A 22123-nucleotide genomic window follows, 5' to 3' on the forward strand; every position below is an offset into this window, starting at 1 on the left:
TGCCGTCTCATCATTCGGAATATCCAAAGGATAAGGTCTACGCCACCTGAGTGGACTAGACCTCTCACGGGTCCACGGGCGACACTGTTCCCGTGAGACATGTCATCGCCCTGGATGTGGGCGGCACCGGGATGAAGGCCGCCCTGGTCGGGGCCGGGGGTGAGCTGCTGCACCGGGCGCGCCGGGCCACCGGACGTGAGCGCGGGCCGGACGCCGTGGTGGAGTCGGTGCTCGCCTTCGCCGCCGAGCTGCGCGCGCACGGCGAGCGCCACCTGGGGGGACCCGCGGCCGCCGCGGGCGTCGCCGTCCCCGGGATCGTGGACGCCGAGCGCGGTGTCGCCGCGTACTCGGCCAACCTGGGGTGGCGCGATGTGCCCCTGCGGGATCTGCTCAGCCGCCGGCTCGACGGGGTGCCCGTGACGCTCGGGCACGACGTGCGCACCGGCGGGCTCGCCGAAGGGCGCCTCGGCGCGGGCCGGGGGGCGGACCGGTTCCTGTTCGTGCCGCTCGGCACCGGGATCGCGGGCGCCATCGGCATCGGCGGCCGGGTGGAGGCGGGGGCGCACGGCTTCGCGGGCGAGATCGGCCACATCGTCGTACGGCCGCAGGGGACCCCGTGTCCGTGCGGTCAGCGCGGCTGTCTGGAGCGGTACGCGTCCGCGGCCGCCGTGGGCGAGGCCTGGGCCGAGGCGGCCGGTGCCCCGGATGCGGACGCCGCCGACTGCGCGAAAGCCGTTGCGTCGGGGGACCCGCGGGCGCGGAAGGTATGGCAGGAGGCCGTGGACGCCCTCGCCGACGGCCTGGTGACCGCGCTCACCCTGCTGGACCCGCGCACCCTGATCATCGGTGGCGGGCTCGCCGAGGCCGGGGAAACGTTGTTCACACCACTGCGCGAGGCCGTGCGCCGTCGCGTGACCTTCCAGAAGCTGCCGTCGATCGTCCCCGCCACGCTGGGGGATGCGGCCGGATGCCTCGGTGCCGGGCTCATGGCCTGGGATCTCCTCGAAACCACTGACCCTGCGGAGGTAACCATCTGATGGCCACTACGAAGGTTCTCGCCGGTGCCCGGGTGGTACTGCCCAGCGGGGTCGTGGACGACGGCCGCCTGGTCGTGGAGGGCACGCGCATCGCCGGGTCCGCCCCCGAGAGCGCCGAGATCATCGACGTGAGCGGCCACTGGCTGGTCCCCGGCTTCGTGGACATCCACAACCACGGCGGCGGCGGCGCGTCCTTCTCCGGCACGGTGGACGACGTCCTGACAGCCCTGCGCACCCACCGGGAGCACGGCACCACCACGCTCGTCGCCTCCACCGTCACCGACGACATGGACGTCCTCGTCCAGCAGGCGGGACTGCTGTCGGAGCTGGCCGAGCAGGGGGACCTCGCCGGCATCCACTTCGAGGGTCCGTTCATCTCGCCGTGCCGCAAGGGCGCGCACTCCGAGGCGCTGCTCCGCGACCCCGATCCGGCGGAGGTGCGCAAGCTGATCGACGCCGCGCGCGGCCGGGCCGCGATGGTGACGCTCGCCACCGAACTGCCCGGCGGCCTGGACTCCGTACGGCTGCTCGTCGAGCACGGGGTGATCGCGGCGATCGGGCACACGGACGCGACCTACGAGCAGACGGTCCAGGCCATCGACGCGGGCGCCACGGTCGCCACCCACCTGTTCAACGCGATGCCGCAGCTCGGCCACCGCGCCCCCGGCCCCGTCGCCGCCCTGCTGGAGGACGAGCGGGTCACGGTGGAGCTGATCGACGACGGCGTCCATCTGCACCCGGCGGCGCTGCAACTGGCCTTCCGTCAGGCGGGCGCGGCGCGGGTGGCGTTCATCACGGACGCCATGGACGCGGCCGGCATCGGGGACGGGCGGTACATGCTCGGCCCGCTCGAGGTCGAGGTCCGTCAGGGTGTGGCCCGGCTGGTGGAGGGCGGCTCGATCGCGGGCTCGACCCTCACCCTGGACCGCGCGTTCCACAGGGCGGTCACCGTGGACGGGCTGGCGGTGGAGGACGTCGTCACCGCCGTCTCGGCGGGCCCGGCGAAGCTCCTCGGCGTCTACGACCGGGTGGGCTCCCTGGAGCCCGGCAAGGACGCCGACCTGGTGCTGCTGGACGGCGACTTCCGCCTCAAGGGCGTGATGCGCCGCGGGCAGTGGGTGGTCGCTCCCCAACTGCGGTGATTGGTCCGTTTGTTGGCGTACGGCGGTCGGCCCCGGGACTGGGCCGACCGCCGACTCTTTTGGCATGATCGAGCCTCCGCAACCGCCGACGGCGGGCGCACTGACGGATCCGGGCCCACGGACCGCGCCTGCACGACTCTCGAGGGAGGTCCCCACGTGATCCTGACGGTCACGCTGAACACCGCTCTCGACATCACCCATCGCGTACGGGAACTGAGGCCGCACACCTCGCACCGGGTGACCGAGGTGACCGAACGGCCCGGCGGCAAGGGGCTGAACGTCGCCCGGGTACTCGCCGCGCTCGGCCACCAGGTGACCGCCACGGGCTTCGCGGGCGGCGCGACGGGCCGCTCCCTGCGGGAGCAACTCACCCGCACGCACGGCCTCGTGGACGCGCTGGTACCGGTTGCGGGCGCCACCCGGCGCACCATCGCGGTGGTCGACCGCTCCACCGGCGACACCACCCAGCTCAACGAGCCCGGCCCGGTGATAACGCCCGCCGAGTGGTCGGCCTTCCTGGAGGCCTACGACGACCTGGTGCGCTCCGCCGCCGCGGTGGCCCTGTGCGGCAGCCTGCCGCCGGGCGTGCCCGTGGGGGCGTACGCCCACCTGGTGCGCACCGCACGGGCGGCGGGCGTCCCGGTGCTGCTCGACACCAGTGGGGAGCCGCTGCGCCGCGGGGTCGCCGCCCGCCCGGACATCGTCAAGCCCAACGCCGACGAACTGGCCGAACTGACCGGCTCCCACGAACCGTTGCAGGCCACCCGGGACGCTCGCCGGCGCGGGGCGCACACGGTGGTCGCCTCACTGGGCGCGGAGGGCCTGCTCGCCGTCAACACGGAAGGCCGCTGGCGGGCCGCCCCGCCGCGCCGCCTGACCGGCAACCCGACGGGCGCGGGCGACTCGGCGGTCGCAGGCCTGCTGTCCGGTCTGGTGGAACACCTGCCGTGGCCGGCCCGCCTGGCCCGGGCGGTGGCCCTGTCGGCGGCGACGGTACTCGCCCCGGCAGCAGGCGAGTTCGACCGGCGCACCTACGAGGAGCTGCTGGACCAGGTGGCGGTGACGGCGGAGACCGCGGCGGCGTGAATCGAGCCCTCTATGGCCGACGACGGTCGTGACACGGCCGCCTTTTCGAACGTCCGCTCCCTTGCGACTCAAGATCCATTTGTTGCTGAGGGGAAACACATGCGCAAGTCGACAGTCATCAAGCAACTCACGGCTCTCCTTGTAGCTTCCATGGGACTTGTCATCTCCACGAGCTCCACAGCATCGGCAGATCAGGCCGGTGTCTGGATGAACGATGGCCACTACTTCAACATCCGCAGCAGCGCCGGCACCTCATCCACCATTGTCCAGACGATCACCGATCCTGACGCCGGAGTTCCTTGCACCACGACCCCGTGCACGAGGGAGAACAATGGCGGCTCGTACACGTGCTGGTCTGGGGGACCGTCCGGTAACGACTGGGTCAAGGTGAGGCGGAACGGCAGGACGGGTTGGGTAGCCATCCTTTGCGTGGAAGCCGGACGCATCTGACCGCCTGGCACTCCCGCGCGTCCCCGACCGCCCAGCGGCCTGATCCGATGGCCGGCGCAGACCGACCCCCTTGACGGCCATCGGGGTTGCCATACTCCGATAACAGGGCTTAACTGCCGGACTTGACCCAGCCCTTGACCAGCCAAAGCTGGTCAAGGTTTGCGTCACATTGGTTACCCTGCTCGCACGAAATCTTGACGGTATTCGTGCCCTTGTTGAGCTGGATCCAGTTGTAGGTGTGCGTCCATCCCTTTGCGTAGTCGCCCTCGGGGGCGTGCGCGTAGTTCTTCAGGTTGACAGCTGTGGGCGACACCGTGCCATTGACCGTGAGGGTGGCGGTGCCGTCCTTGCCGGGGACGCCGTAACCGACGAACAGGGTGTACTTGCCGGTCGCGGGGACGTCCACGGTCCAGGTCACGGCGGCGCCGACGTTGTTGAAATTGGCGATGTAGACCCCGCCGTCGGCCTGGGCACCCTGGACGTCGGACGCGGTGGTGGCGCCGCCCTCCAGGTGTAGCGCCTTGGCATCGATTTTCGGCAGCTGCGCAGCAGACGTGGAGGCAGACGCGGACGAGCTCGGGGCGGCGCTCTGCGAGGCCGACGGAGCGCTGGAAGCGCCGGCGGCCTTGTCCTTCCCGTCGTCCGAGTCGCCGGTGATCATGGCGACGCCGATGCCGATGACGACCGCCGCGACCACCGCGATGGCGCCGATCAGCAGGCCCTTGGTGTTGGGGCCCCGGCCGCGCCCGCCGCCGGGCGGCGGGGCCGTCTGGGTCTGACGGCTCGTCGCGGCGCCGCCCGGCACCGTTTCCGGAGCCGCGTAGTGCGCGTTCGGCTGGCCGTACGACTGCTGCTGCGGGACCTGGCCGTAGGGGGCTGTCTGGGCCTGCGGCTGGCCGTACTGACGTTGACCGACCGTGCGCACTCTGTTGACGGAGCCCGGGTAGCCGTAGCCGCCGGAGGGCGGCTGGGCGCCGTTGGCCTGACCGTCGGCGTAGAGGTAGCCGAACGGGTCGTCGTCCTCGGGCGTGCTCGCGCCGTTGTTGCCGGGCGTCATCCCTAGGTCTCCTCAACAGGTGCGGGTCCAGATGCGTACGTGGCTGAATGGCGAGCCTACCCGGTCCCCGGACCGCACACGGCTGTTGTTCCCATCACCCAAGGGTTGACCTGCGGTTTACCCCGCACGCCTGTGCTGTTTGGGACGAGACCGTTTCTCTACGTACATCCGCTCGTCTGCCGATTTCAGCACTTCGTCCGCCGTCATGCCGCAGTGTGCCCAGCCGATGCCGAAACTCGCGCCGACGCGCATGGCGCGGCCGTCGACCCGGATCGGCTGGATGATCTCGTTGCGCAGACGGACCGCGAGGTCCTGGGCGTCGGCCTTGCCGAGCCCGTCGGCCAGCACGACGAACTCGTCACCGCCGAGCCGGGCCACCGTGTCCCCGTCCCGCACCCCGCGGCTGAGCCGCCGGGCGACCTCGATGAGGACGGCGTCGCCCGCGTTGTGCCCGAACCGGTCGTTGATGGACTTGAAGCCGTCGAGGTCGCAGAAGAGCACCGCGAGGCCCTTGGTGCCGTCGTCGGTGTCACTGTCCGGGGCGACGGTGTGCACATGGTGGTCGAAGGCGTCGTAAGGCCCCGGCCCGGCATGGAAGTCGAAGGCGTGGCCGCCGCTGTCGTGGGCGGCCGGGTGGTCGATCCGGAACCCGTCGCCGAACGCGGCGACCAGGGAGTCCGTCGCGCTCGGCGGCAGCGACTGCGGGCGCCGGCACAGGCGGGCGGACAGACGGGCGCGCAGTTCCGCCGAGTTGGGCAGCCCGGTGAGCGAGTCGTGCGAGGCGCGGTGGGCGAGCTGCAGCTCGCGGCGCTTGCGCTCCTCGATGTCCTCGACGTGGGTGAGCAGGAAGCGCGGCCCGTCGGCGGCGTCGGCGACGACGGAGTTGCGCAGGGACACCCACACATAGGTGCCGTCCCGGCGCCCGAGCCGCAGTTCGGCCCGCCCGCCCTCGGCGGAGGTGCGCAGCAGGGTGCCGATGTCCTCGGGGTGGACGAGGTCGGAGAACGAGTAGCGGCGCATCGCGGAGGCGGGCCTGCCGAGCAGGCGGCACAGCGCGTCGTTGGTGCGCAGGATCCGGCCGTGCTGGTCGCCGCCCATCTCGGCGATGGCCATCCCCGAGGGGGCGTACTCGAACGCCTGCCGGAAGGACTCCTCGCTCGCGCGCAGCGCCTGCTGCTCCCGCTCCAGGCGGACCAGGGCCCGCTGCATGTTGGCCCGCAGACGGGCGTTGCTGATGGCGATGGCGGCGTGGAAGGCGTACATCTGGAGGGCCTCGCGCCCCCAGGCGCCGGGCCGCCGACCGTTGCGCGGCCGGTCCACGGAGATGACGCCGAGGAGTTCACCGCAGGAGCTGCCCTGGACACCCGGCGTGTACATGGGCGCGAAGAGGCGGTCGGAGGGGTGCCACTCGTCCTCGAAGCGGGGCTCGGGACCGTCGGTGTACCACTGGGGCACGTCGTCCTCGTCGAGGATCCAGCCCTCCGTGTGCGGTATGAACCGCAGGGTGCCCCACGCCTCGCCCATGCTGAGGCGCCGCTCCCAGGAGGCGCGGGAGCCGACGCGGCCGGTGATCAGCGCCTCCGCTGCGGAGTTCCCTGCGAGTGCGGCGACGACGAGGTCACCGTCCGGGCGTACGAGGTTGACGGCCGCCAACTCGTAGCCGAGGCCGTTCACGATGCCGTCGGCCACCGTCTGCAGCGTGTCCGCCAGGCTGCGGGCGGTGTTCATGTCCGCCATCACCTGGTGCAGCTGCCGCAGGGTCGCGAGACGGACATACGGCTCGGACTCGGTCTCCATTCGCCCTCCCCTCGAGATATCGCAGCAACTCCAGGGACGCGTCGGCGTACTACCGTTCTCCCGGTCTTCCACGGCACGCTACTGGGCGTACTCCACGGGTAGCATCGTGCAGCGTCTCCGCCACTGAATCACAGCGCGCTGCCCACTAGGTACACAGGGTCAACAAAATACGCTTCCTGTGACTCAAGTCACAGCCAAAGGTGAACAATTACGGAGAGGTTCCGCATTTTTCCCGTGTTTCCGCGGAATGCTTCCAGACTCGATGCGGGCCCTCTGTGCAGAGCTTGTGATCCTACGACGTCCGACGACGTCCGTCGCTGGTCCTAGGCCGCGATTCGGGCGCAGGCCCGATGTGGGCGGCCGGAAGCGGAGACTAGCGTTTTGACGTGCTCAAGACTTCCGCTGTCCCGTCCGTGTCCGCCGTGCCGCCCTCCTCCGGGCATCCTGAGGGGGTGAGCAACGACGAGTTCCGCGCCGCCCTGTCCCGGCTGGCCGCGGGCGTGGTCCTGGTGACCTCGCACGAGCCGGCGCTGGATCCCGAGGGGCCGAAGGGCGAGGACGTCGGCATGACGGCGACCGCCTTCATGTCGGTGTCCCTGGATCCGCCCCTGGTGCTGGTGAGCCTGCGCGAGGGCGCCCGCATGGACGACCTGCTCGCCGAGCAGCCGCTGTGGGCGGTCTCCGTCCTCTCGGAGAGCCAGCGGCACATCGCGGGACGCTTCGCGATGAAGGGCCGCGTCAGCGACCGTCTGCTGTTCGAGGACATCCCGTACGTCCGCGGCGAGGCCTCCGGCGCACCGCTGGTCGGCGGCGCCCTGGCGACCCTGGAGTGCCGCACGGAACAGCGGGTGCAGGCGGGCGACCACACGCTGGTGATCGGCAGGGTGCTCACGGCCCGGGTGCCGAGTGCGGAGGGCGGACCGCTGATGTATTTCCGGGGGCGGTACCGGCACTTGGGGTGAGCGGAAATCCGTGGCCCCCCCGGGGGCTTTCCGGCCTACGGTGCGCGGGTGACGACTGCTTCCGCCCCGCGCCTCGAAGAAATCACCGCCGAAAACCTCGACGCCGCGCTCGGCATCCGCGTCCGGCCCGGGCAGGAACACGCGGTCGCGCCGGTCGTGAAGTCCCTCGCCGAGGCGTACGTGCACCCCGGTGTCGCCTGGCCGCGCCTCATCGTGGACGACGGCAGGCCCGTCGGCTTTCTCATGGCCTTCTTCGACATCGACTGGTACGAGGACGGCAGCGTCCGGCGCTCGGGCCTGTGGCGGCTGAACATCGCCGCCGGGGAGCAGGGCCGCGGGTACGGCCGCTTCGCCGTCGAGTCGGTCGCCGCCGAGATCCGGCGTCGGGGCGGCACGCGACTGTACGTCACCTGGCATCCCGGTCCGGACGGTCCGGAGAACTTCTACCTTGGGTTGGGGTTCCACAAGAACGGGGAGACGAGCGGGGACCAGACCGTGGGCGTCCTGGAACTGACCTGACCCGCCGGTCGGGCTGTCCGTCTACGTCCAGTCACGAGCGGACCGGCCGGACCGGCCGCGTTTCGTCTCAGAGCGCTGCTTCTTCTCGCGCAGTCGCCGCTCGTTGATCCCCCGTGGGATCCGGGTCGGCCTGCGGGGCTTGGGCGGGGGCGCGGTCGCCTCCGCCAGCAGCGCCGCCAGGCGTACCGCGGCGGCCTCGCGGTTGCGCCACTGGGAGCGGTGCTCGGAGGAGCGGACGCTGACGACCCCGTCGACCAGGCGGGGCGCCAGGCGCTCCAGGGCGCGCTCCTTCCACACCTGGGGAAGAGCCTCGGTGTTCGCCAGGTCGAAGCGCAGCTCGACCTGCGAGTCACTCGTGTTGACGTGCTGTCCGCCGGGCCCCGACGACCGCGAGAAACGCCACATCAGCTCGGCCTCGGGGAGCGAGACGGAGCCGCGTATGACGTAAGGACCGGACATGCCGTCCATGTTCCCCGTTCCGCCCGGTCCGCGTCATCTCGATTTCCGGCGGCAGGTAAAAAAGGTAAAGGAACCCGGAACCGGGAGTACCCCCCTTGGCGTTGCTAGAGGTGGCGGTAGCTTCATCCGCACACGCAACGAGGGAAGGGACTCCCAACAATGGCTGTAAGCCTGTCCAAGGGTGGCAACGTCTCGCTCACCAAGGAGGCTCCGGGCCTGACCGCCGTCACCGTGGGCCTCGGCTGGGACGTCCGCACCACCACCGGCACGGACTTCGACCTCGACGCGTCCGCGATCGCGGTCAACGCCCAGGGGAAGGTCTACTCGGACCAGCACTTCGTCTTCTTCAACAACAAGCAGACCCCGGACAACTCGATCGTCCACACGGGTGACAACCGCACGGGCGAGGGCGCGGGCGACGACGAGGCGATCAACGTCAACCTGGCGGCGCTCCCGGCCGGCATCGACAAGATCGTCTTCCCGGTCTCCATCTACGACGCGGAGTCCCGCTCGCAGAACTTCGGCCAGGTGCGCAACGCCTACATCCGCATCGTCAACCAGGCCGGCGGCCAGGAGATCGCCCGCTACGACCTGTCGGAGGACGCGGCCACGGAGACGGCCATGGTCTTCGGCGAGCTGTACCGCAACGGCGCGGAGTGGAAGTTCCGCGCGGTCGGCCAGGGCTACGCGTCGGGCCTGGTGGGCATCGCCCAGGACTTCGGCGTGAACGTCTGACGGAGCCCCTGTCTCCTCATCGGGGCCCCGGTCCGGGAGGCCGGGGCTCCGGCGTGGTGCCCGGCCTCCCACGGACCCGCGCGGGACTGTCCGCGATACGTTGCGAGGGTGATCCTCGAGCCCCTCTCCCCCGCCCCCGACCACGACCTTCCGGGTGAGCTGCTGACCGAACTCACCGGGCTCTACGCCTCCAACCGGGAGTTCCACGCACTGAGCGGCGATTTCCCCGACCCGGACGACATCCGCCCGGAGCAGGTGGCGGCCGCGCTGGCCGACGAGTTGGCGCACCCTGACGTGGAGGTCCTGCTCGCCCGCAGTTTCGGGCGGCTCGTCGGGATCGTCGTCACGCTGGCCCACCACCCCGACCCGGCCGACCCGGACCCGTGGATCGGCCTGCTGATGGTGGACGCGGCGATGCAGCGGCACGGGCACGGGCGACTGCTGGCGTCCCTGGTGGAGGACCGCTTCCGCGCCGCCGGCCGCACCGCCGTGCGCCTGGCCGTGCTCGAGAACAACCCCGCCGGCCTCGCCTTCTGGACGGCCCTCGGCTACGAGGTCGTCGACCGCCGCCCGGACCGTGACCGGGGCCGCCCGTGCGCGGTGCTGCGCAAGGCCCTGTGACACCATCGCCCCCGTGCTCGACATCGGCTACGCCCTCTCCAACCGCTTCCCCGACCCCCCGCAGACCGACTACCGCCGCGCGGACGTCCGCGCCCTGCGGCACGACCTGTTCTGCGGTGACGTCTATCTCGCCGACACCGAGGCGGACCGGGAGCTGTCCACAGCCTGGGGATGGGTGCCGGTGCTCGACTTCGCGTGGGCGCTGTGCGACATCGTCGAGCGCCTCGACCGGGACCCGCTCGGCAGCCGCGCCGCCCGGCCGCAGCGCGCGGAGTTGGACTTCACCGAGTCGACCGACCGCCTGCTGTTCGAGCGCCGTTTCGGCTGGGTGGACATCGAGGCGGAGTGGCTGCCGCCGGCCGAGCCCCCACTGACGTTCCCCCACGCGGAACTGCGCCGCGAGGCCCGCGACTTCCTGCAGGACCTGATCGCCGACCTGACCGACCTGCACGAGGACCTCGGCGAGAACCCGGCGATCTGGACGCTGCAGGCCCGCTTTCCCCGGGTCGCCTGACCGGGAGCCCGCAAGGCCGTCGCCGGGTGCGGGGTCCGCTCCTCACGGCTCCAGCACCACCTTGCCGACCGTGCCCCGCGTCTCAAGGGCCCGGTGGGCCGCGGCCGCCTCGGCGAGCGGGAAGCGCTGGACGGCCGGGACCAGGCGGCCGGCCGCGGCCTCGGCGAGGGCCCGCTCCTCCAGGGTGCGCAAGGGGTCCGGACCGCCCGCCCTCCGCAGCATCGCGGGACCGAGGACCTGCTCGGAGACACCCTCGACCAGATACGGCCGGCCGTCCCGGATGCCCTCGGCGGACCAACCGAACACGAGGTGCCGCCCGCCCGGCGCGAGCAGTCCCACGGCGGTCCGGGCCACCGCGCCGCCGACGCCGTCGAAGACCACGGTGACCCTGCCGCGATACTCCGCGAGTCGGTCCGCCCAGGCGGGGTCCGTGTAGTCGACGGCGAGGTCCGCGCCGTTCTCCCGCACCCGCGCGACCTTCTCCGGACCGCCCGCGAGCCCGATCACGGTGGCGCCCGTGTGCCGGGCGTACTGCACGAGGAGGGTGCCGATGCCGCCCGCGGCGGCCGGGACGAGGGCCACGGAGCCGGGGCCGAGGTCGGCGAACTGCAGGATGCCCATCGCCGTACGGCCCGTGCCGATCATGGCGACGGCCTGCGCCTCGTCCAGGTTCGCCGGTATCTCGTGCAGCCGGGCGACGTCCGTGACGGCGAGTTCGGCGTAGCCTCCCGGCACGAAGCCGAGGTGGGCGACGACCCGGCGGCCGAGCCAGCGGGCGTCGACGCCCTCGCCGAGGGACTCGACGGTGCCGGCGACCTCGCGGCCGGGGATCGTGGGCAGTGGGGCCGGCCCGGGCGCGGGACCGGTCTCGCCCTCGCGGAGCGCGGTGTCCAGCAGGTGCACGCCCGCCGCGGCGACGGCGACACGCACCTGGCCGGGGCCCGGCTCGGGGTCCTCGACCTTCTCGAGGGTGAGGTTCTCGGCGGGGCCGAAGGCGTGCAGCCGGATCGCGTGCATGGGCGGGCTCCTCGTCCGTGCGTCTTTGCCGTCTTATGTGGTGCTGCTCTCGCAAGGCCCACCCTTCAAGCTCAAGCGCGCTTGAGGTCAAGGGCGACTTCGCAGGCCGGGGCGATTGTCAGTGGCGGGATGCAGCATGGGGGCATGGTGCGGAAGGCGCGGGTGGTGAAGGCAGCGCGGCGGCCGGAGGTCCGGCTGCCCGAGCTGGTGGCGTGGTCGGACGGGGAGGTGGTGCCGGACGGGGACTACGACGGGCTGGAGTTCCGGGACGCGGACCTCGCGGAGCAGGACGGCGGGGGCGCCCGGTTCATGGACTGCGCGCTGACGGGGTGCGCGCTGGACGGGACGGGGCTCCACCACGCGCGCGTGCTGGACTCGGTCCTCACGGGCATACGGGGCGTGGGCACGGACCTCGCGGAGGCGACCCTGCGCGATGTGGAGCTGGTGGACGCCCGGCTCGGCGGGACGCAGCTGCACGGGGCGGTGCTGGAGCGGGTGCTGGTACGCGGCGGCAAGATCGACTACCTGAACCTGCGCAAGGCACGGCTGAAGGACGTCGTCTTCGAGGGCTGTGTCCTCATCGAGCCCGACTTCGGGGGCGCCCGGCTGGAGCGGGTGGAGTTCGTGGACTGCGTGCTGAAGGGAGCCGACCTGACGGCGGCGACCCTGGTGGACGTGGACCTGCGCCGCGCGGCGGAGCTGGACGTCGCGCGCGGAGTGGACCGCCTGTCCGGCGCGGTGATCAGCCATGCGCAGCTGCTGGATCTCGCGCCGGTGCTGGCGGCGGCGCTGGGGCTGCGGGTGGCGGAGGCGGACTGACGACCACCCGGCACGGGCGGCGCACTGGAAGGCCGCGGACCGGCACGGGCGGCTAGCGCACGGGCGGCGGACCGGCACGGGCGGCGAGCGGCACGGGCGGCGGACCGGAAGGCCGCGGACCGGCACGGGCGGCGAGCGGCACGGCGCCGTCGCCCGGGGGTGTCTGCGGCGGCCACGGCCCTCGAAGCGGAGCTGGGCCGTGCCCCCGGCGGGGACGTGCGCCGCCCCTCGTCTCGCCACGGCGGTCGCGTGGGTGGACCATGGAGGTGGAGCGACGAGGGAGGCCCGCCATGAAGAAGTCATCCGGAGCCTCGGATTACGACACCTGGCTCTACTCGCACACCCCCTCGCAGGCCGAGGGCGAGCGCGACGAGCCGGGCGAGCGCAGCGCCATGGAGCAGCACCCGGACGTCCCGCGCACGGAGCCGTCCCAGGCGGAGGGCGAGCGGAGCGCGGACGAGCAGGGGTCGAATCGCCCCTGACCACGGGTGATCCGATGATCGGCGGTGGCCTTCGGTGTCGTATGTCGCTGTCAGCGCGCTCAGCCACCCGGGGCTGCTGCGGGACAAGAACGAGGACAGTCTCGTCGCCGGGCCCTGGACGCTGTGTGCCACCGTCACCGAGAACCCGCAGACGCTGGTCTTCCCCCTGGGGACGCCCCTGGTGGTCGCCGTGGCCGACGGACTCGGCGGGCACCCCGGGGGCGAGGTGGCCAGCGCGCTGGTGGCACGGCGGTTCGCGGCCCTCGGGCCGGCGCTGGGCAGTGAGGACGCCGTCCGGGGCGCCGTGGACTCCTGCAACCGGGCCGTCTACACGGCCGCCGAGGGCGGCGAGGACGACGATCGCGGCCTTGCGATGATGGGCACCACCGTCGCGGGGGCCGTCGTGCTGCCCAAGGAGCTGCTGGTCTTCAACGTGGGGGACAGCAGGGTCTTCGCCGCGCCACCGAGCGGACTGCGGCAGGTGAGCGTGGACGACAGCCCGCCCCTGGCGCCGGGGCAGCGCACCACCTCGCTGGTCACGCAGTGCCTCGGCGGCTCCCCGCACTACCGGGCCGTCGTGGCGCATGTGACGGCCACGCCGTTGTCACCGGGTGACCGCTATCTCGTCTGCACCGACGGCCTCACGGATCCGGTGCCGGAGGACACGATCGACGCGGTGCTGCGGGAGCACGACGACGGACGCGCCGCCTTCGAACTGTGGAAGGCCGCCATCGGCGCGGGCGGACCCGACAACATCACCCTCGCGCTCGTCCGCGTCGCCGACGACTAGAGGGGGCGGGCTCCCTAGCCCCGGCGCGCCGCCGACCGCCCCAGTTCCGCCAGCGCCCCGTCCGTCAGCCGGTACACCGTCCACTCGTCCTGCGGGCGGGCGCCCAGGGCCTCGTAGAAGTCGATCGACGGGCGGTTCCAGTTCAGCACCGACCACTCCAGACGCTCGTAGCCGCGCTCCACGCAGATGCGGGCCAGTTCCGTGAGAAGCGCCTTGCCGTGGCCGGCGCCGCGGGCCTCCGGGCGGACGTACAGGTCCTCCAGGTAGATGCCGTGCACGCCCCGCCACGTGGAGAAGTTCAGGAACCACAGCGCGAACCCGACGACCTCTCCCCCGTCGTCCTCCGCGACATGCGCGAAGGCCGCCGGCCGGGCGCCGAACAGTGCCTCGCCCAGCTGCTCCGGCGTCGCCCGTGCCTCTTCGGCCGCCTTCTCGTAGGCGGCGAGTTCACGGATCAGGGTGTGGATGACGGGGATGTCGTCGGGAGTCGCGGTGCGGATCATGCGGGCAGTCAAACACAGGTGGGGCCGGGCCCATCAAGGCCCGGCCCCATCCCGCCGTCACCGACGGCTCAGCGCAGACGTCGTACGTCGATCGCCCAGATGCCGCGCCCGTGGGTGGCCGCGTAGAGCCGTCCGTCGGGGCCCGTGCGGAGCTGGAGGACCGCCGTCGTGGGCAGGTTGGTGCCCGCCACCTTCCAGCTGGACGCACCCGCCGGGCGGACCAGGACGCCGAGGTCGGTGCCGATCGCCACAGTGCCGTTCTTCAGCAGCACGACCGTGTTGGCGGGCACGTCCGGCAGGTTCCCCGAAATGTCCTTCCAGGTCGCGCCGCCGTCCCGGGTCTCGAACAGGTGGCCGACACCGGCGCCCGGCCCCTCCGTCCACTTGCGGGAGAACCCGTTGACCGCCAGGAGGACGTGGCTGGAGTCCGCCGGGTCGATGGCGAGGCCCGCGAGGTAGCGGTTGGGGACCGTCCCGTCGACCGGCAGGTTCAGCTGGTGCCAGCCGGTGCCGTCCGCGTTGCCGACCGCGATGCCCCGGGTGAAGCCCTCGTTGTTGCAGGGGCCGCACCAGGCGGCGTACACCTTGCCGCCGGAGGAGGCGACGGCGGTGGCGGTGTGGCCCGCGCCGAGGTCGAAGGCGTTGACCCACTCGCTGCCGCTGCGGATCGCCCAGCCCTTGGTGTTGATCCACACGTGGCGGCCGCCCGCGACCCAGGTGTTCGCGTCCTTGATGTCGGAGTTCAGCGGGGCGATGAAGCGGGCCTCGCCGGTGGCGCTGTCGGGCGGGGCCACGGAGTAGGTGGTCGCCTTCGACGGGTCGGTGACCCAACCGCCGTCGTTCACCGCGCAGTTCTGCGTGACGGCGACCGCCAGGTACACGTACTCGGAGGCGACGTTGCACCCGTTGGCCGGGTCGACGATCGTGTCGCCGCCGTCACCGCCGAAGTTGGAGCCCATCACCCGGTCGCCGGGCCGCAGGATCGACTGGCCGTTGTCCTGCAGACCGCCGCTGACGTCGAGCCCGCGCGCGGCCTGGTCGATGCCCACGCCGACCGAGTAGTACTGCAGCGCGTCCATCGTGCCGTCGTTCAGGGACGTCCAGTCGGTGCCGTGGCCCGAGGCGTTCGCCGAGCCGTTCAGCGGCCTGCGGAACGCGCCGCCGTCGTCGCCGACCACCAGGTACGGTGCGCCGCCGTCGCTGCCGATCGCCACCGCGTGCTGGTCGGCGTGCACGGTGGAGGGGCAGTCACCGCTCTGCTTGGCGGGATCGATGGACCAGCAGGGGAAGCCGAAGTTCCAGTACGGTCCCGGCACGGTCCAGCTCTTGCCGCCGTCCTTGGTCTCGAAGACCTCCTCCAGACCCGCGTAGACGTGGTCGGGGTTCTTCGGGTCGACGGTGAGGAACTGGTCGTACCAGGCCTGGATACCCGGCTGGTACCCGGCACCGGTGAGCGCCGAGCCGGAGTCGCGCAGCTGCGTGTAGTCGGCGATCTTCGTCCACGGCCCGGTCGGAGAGCCGGACTTGGAGACGAAGATGCCGGCGAGCCCGCTGTCGGGGTTGGAGCTGGTCATCGCCGGCGACTGGTCGACGGCGTAGTAGCGGGAGCCGTCGGCGCTGCGCGCGAAGGTCACGTTGCCCACGTCGTCACTGTCGCTCGGCAGGTCCCCGAGCCCGGTCAGCCGCTGCCAGCCGCGCGGTCCCTTGGCGTAGAAGCCGTTGTAGGCGTCGCCGCCGCGCCAGCCGACCGCGAGGACGACCTTGTTCGGGTCCTTGGGGTCGATGGCGATGTCACTGGTGATGTTCTTGTACGCCGCGTCGGGGTCGCTCGCCTCGGAACCGCCCGGCAGATAGTCGGGGTTGGGGGCGAACTCCAGCTTCCAGGGGCCCTTCAGGGACTTCGTGGAGTGGCTCCACACCCCGCGCGTGGTGGCCGCCCACACCTTGTCCCCGCCGAACCGCAGCGCGTTGATCGAGGTGGACTCCAGCTCGTCCCCGCCGACCCGGTCACGGGTGCTGAACTTCCCCTTGCGCGGGTCGTCGAGCACGTAGACCCCCGTGCCGAGGAACGAGGTCGCGCTGGTGTTGGCCTCACCGGTCGCGTACCACAGCCGTCCGCGGCCGTCGAGCTGGAGGTCGCCGGTGGAGAGGGCGGGCAGGCCGTCGGAGATGTTCTGCCAGTGCCCGCCGCCCGTGCGGGAGCGGAAGACGCCGCCGTTGGCCGAACCGGCGTACACATACCCGTGGTTGTCGGCCGCGAGCCCCGTCACGCGCCCCGTGACCCGCCCGGCGCCGCCGCTGGAGTTGGAGTTGGTGTCCCGGTAGCGCGGGTCGTCCGAGTCGTACGGCAGCCGCGTCAGCTCGCTCCACTTGCTGTGCGTGTGCCGCAGACCGCTGAGCTCGTCGTACGCGGCCCCGTAGGCGCCCGGCGCCACGATGCCCGGCGAGGTGCGGGCCTCCGCGTACTGGTCCGCCTGCTCGGCGATGTTCCCGGCCTCGTCCTCGTCGCCCCCGGGGTCCCCGGGGTCCTCCGTCTTCGCGAACGGCGACAGGCCCTTGTGCTGATTCACAAGGGCCTGTTTCCGAAGTGCCCGCACCCCGAAGGGGTCCGTATGGCCACCTGGTGCCGCCTGGGCCTGTGTGACCGTCAGACCCAGCGCGGCGGACACGGCGAACACCGCCGCCCATGCCCGTCTTCTGCGCAACCCGTTGCCTGCCATCAAAAACGTGCCCTCCCCTAAGAGCCGTGGCGTACATGACACAAGCTGCCCACAGCTTTGGGGAGACAGGAGTTGAGGGAGAAGCGCTTACGGGCAATCAGAGCGTAAAGATTTGTGAGGGGTGCGTCAGTGGCGTCCCGCGACCCGGTCGGCCAGTTGTGCCAGCCGTGACGACTCGATGCCGGGCGCCGTCCGTTCGCGCCGGTCCGCCGTGCGGTAGGTGGCGTACATGCCGTGCACGCCCAGCCAGCGCAGCGGTTCCGGCTCCCACTTGCGCACCCGGTGGTTCACCCACGGCAGCGCCGTCAGCTCCGTCGGGCCCGCCTGGCCCGAGTCCTGCTGGACGAGGTCGCGGAGCGTGCGGGCGGCGAGGTTGGTGGTGGCGACGCCCGAGCCGACGTAGCCGCCCGCCCAGCCGAGGCCCGTGGAGCGGTCCAGGGTGACCGTGGCACACCAGTCGCGCGGCACGCCCAGCACCCCCGACCAGGCGTGGGTCACCCTGATCCCGGCCAGCGACGGGAAGAAGCGGACCAGGATGTCGTACAGCGCCTCGACGGTGGCGGGCTGGGTGCGGCCGTCGTTGTCCGTGCGGGAGCCGAAGCGGTACGGGACGCCGCGGCCGCCGAGCGCGATCCTGCCGTCGGCGGTGCGCTGGGCGTACATGTACGCGTGCGCCATGTCGCCCAGCGTCTCGCGCCCCTCCCAGCCGATCCGCTCCCACTGCGCGTCGGTGAGCGGCTCGGTCGCGATCATGGAGGAGTTCATGGGGAGCCAGGTGCGCCGCTGCCCCTTCAGGGAGGCGGTGAAGCCCTCCGTGCAGCGCAGGACGTACGGGGCGCGGACCGTGCCGTAGGGCGTCACGGCGTGCTTGGGGCGGATCTCGGTGACCGGGGTGTGCTCGTGGACCGTCACGCCGAGCGCCTCGACGGCCGCCGCGAGGCCCTTGACCAGCTTCACCGGGTGCAGCCGCGCCCCGTGCGGGGTCCAGGTCGAGCCGACCGCGTCCGCGACCCTGATCCGCTCGGCGGTCTGCCGGGCGCCGTACAGCTCGCGGTCCTTCTCGCCGTACGACAGCTCCTGCTCGTGGAAGGCCTTGAGCCGGGCCAGTTGCGCGGGCGTGTACGCGACCTCCAGGACACCGCCGGCGTGCACGTCCGCGTCGATGCCCTCCTCCTCGGTGACGCGGACGACCTCGGCGACCGTGTCGTTCATCGCCCTCTGCAGGCGTACGGCGGCCTCGTGGCCGTGCAGCCTCGCGTACCGGTCGCGGCCCGCGATGCCGTTGTAGAGCCAGCCGCCGTTGCGGCCGGAGGCGCCGTAGCCGCAGAACCTCTGCTCCAGGACCATGATCCGCAGGAAGGGCGCCGCCTTCTTCAGGTAGTAGGCGGTCCACAGGCCGGTGTAGCCACCGCCGACGATCACCACGTCGGCGGACGCGTCCCCGGCGAGGGGTTCCCGGGGCTCGGGGAGGCCGTCGTCGGCGTACCAGAAGGAGACGCCGCCGTTGACGACGCCATTCACCGCACTGTTCATGCGCGGGACGTTAACTCCTGAGAGCGACCAGTGTCTCCTTCGGATTCCATGGTCTTCCGCAGCCACGGGTCAGCGGATAGCAGGCCAGACCGATCAGCACCGAGATGAAATGCCCGAAATCCGTGAAGGTGGGGATCGCGGTCAGGGGGAGGGCGTACACCAGGAGGACGACGGTCAGATACGCATAGCTCCAGGGCGCCGCGAGCCGGTAGGTGAGCACGCCGACCACCCCGGCGAGCGCGTAACTGACCCCGAAGTCGAGCGTGTTGACCGCCGAGTGCGGGGCCATCCCGTCCTTTATCGCCTGTAGCAGCGCGCCCTCGCTGACGAGCGTGGCGAGCACGTGCGCGGCGGCGCAGACGGCCAGCCAGCGGGCGGTGCCCAGCCAGCGCTCCGCCTGCGCGTGGAAGACCGTGTAGAGCGCGGCGTACGGCAGCCAGTGTCCGCCGTCGATCCACATCGCGGAGGTGATGAACACGCGCAGCGGGTCCTGGGACAGCTGGTGGATGTTGGTGGACCGATGCCGCAGGAAGCGCTCCTCGAAGTGCGGCGACATGTGGTGCAGCGCGATCGTGGTGAAGAACAGGACCAGCAGCCACACGTACGTCCCCGGGGCGCTGCGTATGTAGGCCGCCGCCGCCCCGAGGCCGCGCCGCAACCGCCTGACCCCGTCCACACAGGCCAGTATGGTCGGGAGGGTGATCGAGGTGCCTGGCGAGCTGGTCGCTTCTCAGGAGAAATTCAACCGGGAGGCGGGGCGCGCGTTCGTCGCGGAGCTGCCCCGGCGGGTCGAGGAGTTCCTGGAGCGGTGGGGGCTGCGGGTGGACGGGCCCGCGATGTACGGGGTGACCGCGCTGGTGCTGCCGGTGACCCGCACCGACGGTGCTTCGGCAGTGCTCAAGCTCCAGCTCCGGGACGAGGAGAACGAGGGCGAGCCCCTGGCACTGAGCGCCTGGGACGGGGAGGGAGCCGTACGCCTGCTGGAGCACGACGAGCCGACCTGCACGCTGTTGCTCGAACGACTGGACGAGACCCGCACCCTGGCCCATGTGCCGGACGCACGTGAGGCGGTCCTCGTCATCGCGGAGCTGCTGGCCCGCCTGACCACCGTCCCGGCACCGGAGGGGATGCGCCGGCTGGCCGACATCGCGCGGGCGATGCTGGAGCGGGTCCCCCGGGCGCTCGAGCGGATACCGGATCCGGCGGACCGTCGCCTGGTCGCGGACTGCGCGGCCGCCCTGCGGGAGGTCGCGTCCGAACCGGGCGACCGCCTGCTGCACTGGGACCTGCACTACGACAACGTCCTGGCCGCCGACCGCGCCCCCTGGCTGGCCATCGACCCCAAGCCGCTGGCCGGCGACCCCGGCTTCGACCTGCTCCCGGCGATCCGCAACCGCTACGACCCCGGGGAGACCCGGTGGCGCTTCGACGCCCTGACGGACGCGCTGAGCCTGGACCGGGAGCGGGCGCGGGCCTGGACGCTGGGCCGGGTGCTGCAGAACTGCCTGTGGGACATCGAGGACGACAGGCCGCCGGAGTCGGGCCGGCTGGAGATCGGACGGACTCTGCGCGGCTGACGCACCGCCCGAGGACGCGGCGGGCCGAGACACGCCCCCGGATGGACGATCCGGCATTCGACGGCTTATCCGGTCATAGCGTACCGAATATGACGAAACGCCATCTCGCCTACCTCGCGTGTGCCGCCGCGCTCGTCGCGTCGGGGTGCGGCGCCACCGCCGACTCCCTTCCCGCGACGCCCGGCACCCGCACGGTGCGTCCGGGTGACTCGATCCAGAAGGCGGTGGACGCCGCCAAACCGGGAGACACCATCCTCCTCGCCGCCGGCACCTACCGGGAGAGCGTTCGGGTGACCACCTCCGGGCTGACCCTGCGCGGCATGGGCCGGAGCACCGTCATCGCACCGGCCGACAAAGCGGCCTCAAACGCCTGCGCGAAGGCCGGCAACGGGATCTGCGTCGAGGGGACGCAGGGGCACCCCGTCACGGACACCACCATCGCCTCCCTCGCCCTGACCGGCTTCTCCAAGAGCGGCCTGTGGTCGAAGTGGACCGACCGGCTGACCGTCCGGCACGTGACCGCCGAGAAGAACAAGGTGTGGGGCATCGCGCAGGAACGCTCCACTCGGGGCGTGTTCCTGGACGACACCGCCCGCGACAACGGCGATGCGGGCCTGTTCCTCGCCAACACGGTCGCCTCCGAGGGCGGGGCCACGGACACCAAGGGCGCGGTGATCGCGCGCAACCATCTCCAGGGCAACCGGATCGGCGTGACCGTCCGCCGCCTGAGGGACCTCACCGTCATGAGCAACGACATCACCGCCAACTGCGCGGGGGTCTTCGTCGTCGGGGACGAGAACAGGCCGCGGGCCGGCGCCCTGACGGTGAGCGACAACGTCATCCATCAGAACAACAAGTCCTGCCCGAAGACCACCCGGCTGCCCGCCCTGCAGGGCTCCGGGATCGTCCTGACCGGCGCCGAGAACACCCTGGTGACCCGGAACACGATCACGGACCACACGGGCAAGTCCCCGCTCTCCGGCGGCATCGTGCTCTTCAAGAGCATGGTGGGAGCCTCGAACGAACGCAACCAGATCACCGGCAACACGGTGCGGCGCAACGCCCCGGCGGACCTCGTCAGCGGGGAAGCCGGCAAGGGCAACACTTTCCAGGGCAACACCTGCGGCGCCTCCAAGCCCGCGGGCCTGTGCTGACGCCGCGGCACCACCGCCTTGCGGACCCAGAGAGGAAAGGCAGCACATGACGACCGTAAGCCCTGCCCCACCGCCCTCCATGCGCCTGCGGGAGCTCGCGTTCGGGGCGGCGTGCGCCGCCGCCCTCCGCGCCGCCGCCCGGCTGGGCGTCGCCGACGCGCTGGGGGACGGCCCCATGGCCGTGGAGGACCTCGCGGCCGCGGTGAAGACCGAAGCCCGGCCGCTGCGGCGGCTGCTGCGGGCCCTGACCTGCTACGGCGTCTTCGCCGAGCACGAGGACGGGACGTTCGCACACACCGACATGTCCCGGCTGCTGCGCGAGGACGACCCGAACAGCCTGCGCTACATCACCCTGTGGTGCACCGAACCCTGGACGTGGTACGCGTGGCCGAAGCTGGACGAGGCGGTGCGCACCGGCCGGAACGTCGTCGAGGACCTGTACGGCAAGGAGTTCTTCACCTACCTCAACGAGGACGCCCCGGAGTCGGCCGACGTCTTCAACCGGGCCATGACGACCTCCAGCCGGCAGTCGGCGCGGGACGTCGCCGAGCTCCTCGACCTGTCGGGGAGCTCCTCGGTCGCCGACATCGGCGGCGGCCAGGGGCATGTGGTGGCGAGCCTCCTGGAGAAGTACCCGTCGATGCACGGAACGCTGCTGGACCTGCCCCCCGTGGTGCGGAACGCCGACCCGCGGCTGCGGGAGGGCGGCGCCCTCGCCGACCGGGTGCGCATCGTGCCCGGCGACTGCCGCGAGGGCATCCCGGTCAAGGCCGACGTCTACATCATCAAGAACATCCTCGAGTGGGACGACGACTCGACCGCCCGGTGCCTGCACAACGTCGTCACGGCGGGCGGCCCCGGGGCGCGGGTCGTCGTCATCGAGAACCTCGTCGACGACACCCCCTCGATGCGGTTCTCCACCGCCATGGACCTGCTGCTGCTCCTCAACGTGGGCGGGGCCAAGCACACCACGAAGAGCATGGTGGACCGGATCGCCGCCGCGGGCCTGATCATCGACGACATCCGCCCGGTCAACCCCTACCTGCACGCGTTCGACTGCAGCGTGCCCCGGTGAACAACGTGCCCCGGTGAACGACGTCCCCCACTGAACGACGACCGCCACCGGCCCACGGGGGCCTCCCCCACAGG

22 protein-coding genes are annotated in these 22123 nt (G+C 71.7%); 14 read left to right on the forward strand and 8 right to left on the reverse strand.

Going from position 1 to position 22123, the window contains the following annotated elements:
- The first annotated feature begins 92 nt into the window (after positions 1–92).
- From SY2F82_RS22525 to SY2F82_RS22535, 3 genes are all read left to right on the forward strand, one after another.
- A complete protein-coding gene (locus SY2F82_RS22525) occupies positions 93–1037 on the forward strand; it encodes an ROK family protein (protein ID WP_200420955.1) in 945 nt (314 codons plus the stop codon).
- A complete protein-coding gene (gene nagA / locus SY2F82_RS22530; RefSeq protein WP_200420956.1) occupies positions 1037–2179 on the forward strand; it encodes an N-acetylglucosamine-6-phosphate deacetylase in 1143 nt (380 codons plus the stop codon). Before SY2F82_RS22525 ends, nagA begins: the two co-directional genes overlap by 1 nt.
- 156 nt (positions 2180–2335) lie before the next feature.
- A complete protein-coding gene (locus SY2F82_RS22535) occupies positions 2336–3265 on the forward strand; it encodes a 1-phosphofructokinase family hexose kinase (RefSeq protein ID WP_200420957.1) in 930 nt (309 codons plus the stop codon).
- Positions 3266–3824: 559 nt separating this feature from the next.
- On the opposite strand, the gene SY2F82_RS22540 is transcribed toward SY2F82_RS22535, so the two are convergent.
- Both SY2F82_RS22540 and cdgB read right to left on the reverse strand, forming a co-directional pair.
- Complete coding sequence (locus SY2F82_RS22540; protein WP_200420958.1) at positions 3825–4772, reverse strand: CBM35 domain-containing protein; 948 nt, start codon at positions 4770–4772, stop codon at positions 3825–3827.
- 117 nt (positions 4773–4889) lie between these two features.
- On the reverse strand, positions 4890–6569 hold the full coding sequence (gene cdgB, locus SY2F82_RS22545) for a diguanylate cyclase CdgB (RefSeq protein ID WP_200420959.1): 1680 nt from the start codon (positions 6567–6569) through the stop codon (positions 4890–4892).
- 386 nt (positions 6570–6955) lie between these two features.
- Here cdgB and SY2F82_RS22550 point away from each other — a divergent pair, with 386 nt between their 5' ends.
- Complete coding sequence (locus SY2F82_RS22550) at positions 6956–7531, forward strand: flavin reductase family protein (protein ID WP_200420960.1); 576 nt, start codon at positions 6956–6958, stop codon at positions 7529–7531.
- A 48-nt stretch (positions 7532–7579) separates the two neighbouring features.
- Complete coding sequence (locus tag SY2F82_RS22555) at positions 7580–8050, forward strand: GNAT family N-acetyltransferase (protein ID WP_200420961.1); 471 nt, start codon at positions 7580–7582, stop codon at positions 8048–8050.
- Between the two features lie 21 nt (positions 8051–8071).
- On the opposite strand, the gene arfB is transcribed toward SY2F82_RS22555, so the two are convergent.
- Complete coding sequence (gene arfB, locus SY2F82_RS22560) at positions 8072–8518, reverse strand: alternative ribosome rescue aminoacyl-tRNA hydrolase ArfB (protein ID WP_200420962.1); 447 nt, start codon at positions 8516–8518, stop codon at positions 8072–8074.
- 150 nt (positions 8519–8668) lie between these two features.
- Between arfB and SY2F82_RS22565 the strand changes: the two genes are divergently transcribed.
- From SY2F82_RS22565 to SY2F82_RS22575, 3 genes are all read left to right on the forward strand, one after another.
- Positions 8669–9244 carry a TerD family protein gene (locus SY2F82_RS22565; protein ID WP_200420963.1) on the forward strand — a complete coding sequence of 192 codons (576 nt, stop codon included), beginning with the start codon at positions 8669–8671 and terminating at the stop codon, positions 9242–9244.
- A gap of 108 nt (positions 9245–9352) precedes the next feature.
- Positions 9353–9865 carry a GNAT family N-acetyltransferase gene (locus tag SY2F82_RS22570; RefSeq protein WP_200420964.1) on the forward strand — a complete coding sequence of 171 codons (513 nt, stop codon included), beginning with the start codon at positions 9353–9355 and terminating at the stop codon, positions 9863–9865.
- Positions 9866–9878: 13 nt separating this feature from the next.
- Positions 9879–10379: a hypothetical protein gene (locus tag SY2F82_RS22575; protein ID WP_200420965.1), complete on the forward strand. Its 501-nt coding sequence runs from the start codon at positions 9879–9881 to the stop codon at positions 10377–10379.
- A 42-nt stretch (positions 10380–10421) separates the two neighbouring features.
- Here SY2F82_RS22575 and SY2F82_RS22580 read toward each other — a convergent pair whose 3' ends face one another.
- Positions 10422–11396 (reverse strand): zinc-binding dehydrogenase, encoded by a 975-nt coding sequence (locus SY2F82_RS22580; protein ID WP_200420966.1) that lies wholly within the window; start codon positions 11394–11396, stop codon positions 10422–10424.
- Between the two features lie 144 nt (positions 11397–11540).
- Here SY2F82_RS22580 and SY2F82_RS22585 point away from each other — a divergent pair, with 144 nt between their 5' ends.
- From SY2F82_RS22585 to SY2F82_RS22595, 3 genes are all read left to right on the forward strand, one after another.
- Positions 11541–12215: a pentapeptide repeat-containing protein gene (locus tag SY2F82_RS22585; protein ID WP_236041730.1), complete on the forward strand. Its 675-nt coding sequence runs from the start codon at positions 11541–11543 to the stop codon at positions 12213–12215.
- Positions 12216–12505: 290 nt separating this feature from the next.
- A complete protein-coding gene (locus tag SY2F82_RS22590; RefSeq protein WP_200420968.1) occupies positions 12506–12697 on the forward strand; it encodes a hypothetical protein in 192 nt (63 codons plus the stop codon).
- A gap of 34 nt (positions 12698–12731) precedes the next feature.
- Entirely contained in the window at positions 12732–13487 is a 756-nt protein-coding gene (locus SY2F82_RS22595) for a PP2C family serine/threonine-protein phosphatase (RefSeq protein WP_200420969.1), read from the forward strand.
- Positions 13488–13501: 14 nt separating this feature from the next.
- Here SY2F82_RS22595 and SY2F82_RS22600 read toward each other — a convergent pair whose 3' ends face one another.
- From SY2F82_RS22600 to SY2F82_RS22615, 4 genes are all read right to left on the reverse strand, one after another.
- Positions 13502–13990: a GNAT family N-acetyltransferase gene (locus tag SY2F82_RS22600; protein ID WP_200420970.1), complete on the reverse strand. Its 489-nt coding sequence runs from the start codon at positions 13988–13990 to the stop codon at positions 13502–13504.
- A 68-nt stretch (positions 13991–14058) separates the two neighbouring features.
- Positions 14059–16710, reverse strand: coding sequence for a glycosyl hydrolase (locus SY2F82_RS22605; protein ID WP_200420971.1), 2652 nt, complete (start codon positions 16708–16710; stop codon positions 14059–14061).
- 126 nt (positions 16711–16836) lie between these two features.
- Positions 16837–18243, reverse strand: a complete 1407-nt coding sequence (locus SY2F82_RS22610) for an FAD-binding oxidoreductase (protein WP_200420972.1) — start codon at positions 18241–18243, stop codon at positions 16837–16839.
- Positions 18244–18253: 10 nt separating this feature from the next.
- Positions 18254–18919 (reverse strand): rhomboid-like protein, encoded by a 666-nt coding sequence (locus SY2F82_RS22615; protein ID WP_200420973.1) that lies wholly within the window; start codon positions 18917–18919, stop codon positions 18254–18256.
- 10 nt (positions 18920–18929) lie between these two features.
- On the opposite strand from SY2F82_RS22615, the gene SY2F82_RS22620 reads away from it, so the two are divergent.
- From SY2F82_RS22620 to SY2F82_RS22630, 3 genes are all read left to right on the forward strand, one after another.
- A complete protein-coding gene (locus SY2F82_RS22620; protein WP_200420974.1) occupies positions 18930–19820 on the forward strand; it encodes an aminoglycoside phosphotransferase family protein in 891 nt (296 codons plus the stop codon).
- A gap of 89 nt (positions 19821–19909) precedes the next feature.
- Complete coding sequence (locus SY2F82_RS22625) at positions 19910–20974, forward strand: nitrous oxide reductase family maturation protein NosD (protein WP_200420975.1); 1065 nt, start codon at positions 19910–19912, stop codon at positions 20972–20974.
- A gap of 46 nt (positions 20975–21020) precedes the next feature.
- Positions 21021–22049, forward strand: a complete 1029-nt coding sequence (locus SY2F82_RS22630; RefSeq protein WP_200420976.1) for a methyltransferase — start codon at positions 21021–21023, stop codon at positions 22047–22049.
- The last annotated feature ends 74 nt before the right edge of the window (positions 22050–22123 follow it).

The sequence above is a fragment of the Streptomyces sp. Y2F8-2 genome (assembly GCF_014905555.1).
Taxonomy (GTDB): Bacteria; Actinomycetota; Actinomycetes; order Streptomycetales; family Streptomycetaceae; genus Streptomyces; species Streptomyces cynarae.

Bases quoted from the DNA above. Each gene is read 5' to 3' on its own strand.
- SY2F82_RS22585 (WP_236041730.1), top strand. From the start codon at position 11,541: ATGGTGCGGAAGGCGCGGGTGGTGAAGGCAGCGCGGCGGCCGGAGGTC.
- SY2F82_RS22565 (WP_200420963.1), top strand. From the start codon at position 8,669: ATGGCTGTAAGCCTGTCCAAGGGTGGCAACGTCTCGCTCACCAAGGAG.
- SY2F82_RS22620 (WP_200420974.1), top strand. From the start codon at position 18,930: ATGGTCGGGAGGGTGATCGAGGTGCCTGGCGAGCTGGTCGCTTCTCAG.
- SY2F82_RS22605 (WP_200420971.1), bottom strand. From the start codon at position 16,710: ATGGCAGGCAACGGGTTGCGCAGAAGACGGGCATGGGCGGCGGTGTTC.
- nagA (WP_200420956.1), top strand. From the start codon at position 1,037: ATGGCCACTACGAAGGTTCTCGCCGGTGCCCGGGTGGTACTGCCCAGC.
- SY2F82_RS22540 (WP_200420958.1), bottom strand. From the start codon at position 4,772: ATGACGCCCGGCAACAACGGCGCGAGCACGCCCGAGGACGACGACCCG.
- SY2F82_RS22580 (WP_200420966.1), bottom strand. From the start codon at position 11,396: ATGCACGCGATCCGGCTGCACGCCTTCGGCCCCGCCGAGAACCTCACC.
- SY2F82_RS22625 (WP_200420975.1), top strand. From the start codon at position 19,910: ATGACGAAACGCCATCTCGCCTACCTCGCGTGTGCCGCCGCGCTCGTC.
- cdgB (WP_200420959.1), bottom strand. From the start codon at position 6,569: ATGGAGACCGAGTCCGAGCCGTATGTCCGTCTCGCGACCCTGCGGCAG.
- SY2F82_RS22630 (WP_200420976.1), top strand. From the start codon at position 21,021: ATGACGACCGTAAGCCCTGCCCCACCGCCCTCCATGCGCCTGCGGGAG.
- arfB (WP_200420962.1), bottom strand. From the start codon at position 8,518: ATGGACGGCATGTCCGGTCCTTACGTCATACGCGGCTCCGTCTCGCTC.
- SY2F82_RS22590 (WP_200420968.1), top strand. From the start codon at position 12,506: ATGAAGAAGTCATCCGGAGCCTCGGATTACGACACCTGGCTCTACTCG.
- SY2F82_RS22610 (WP_200420972.1), bottom strand. From the start codon at position 18,243: ATGAACAGTGCGGTGAATGGCGTCGTCAACGGCGGCGTCTCCTTCTGG.
- SY2F82_RS22600 (WP_200420970.1), bottom strand. From the start codon at position 13,990: ATGATCCGCACCGCGACTCCCGACGACATCCCCGTCATCCACACCCTG.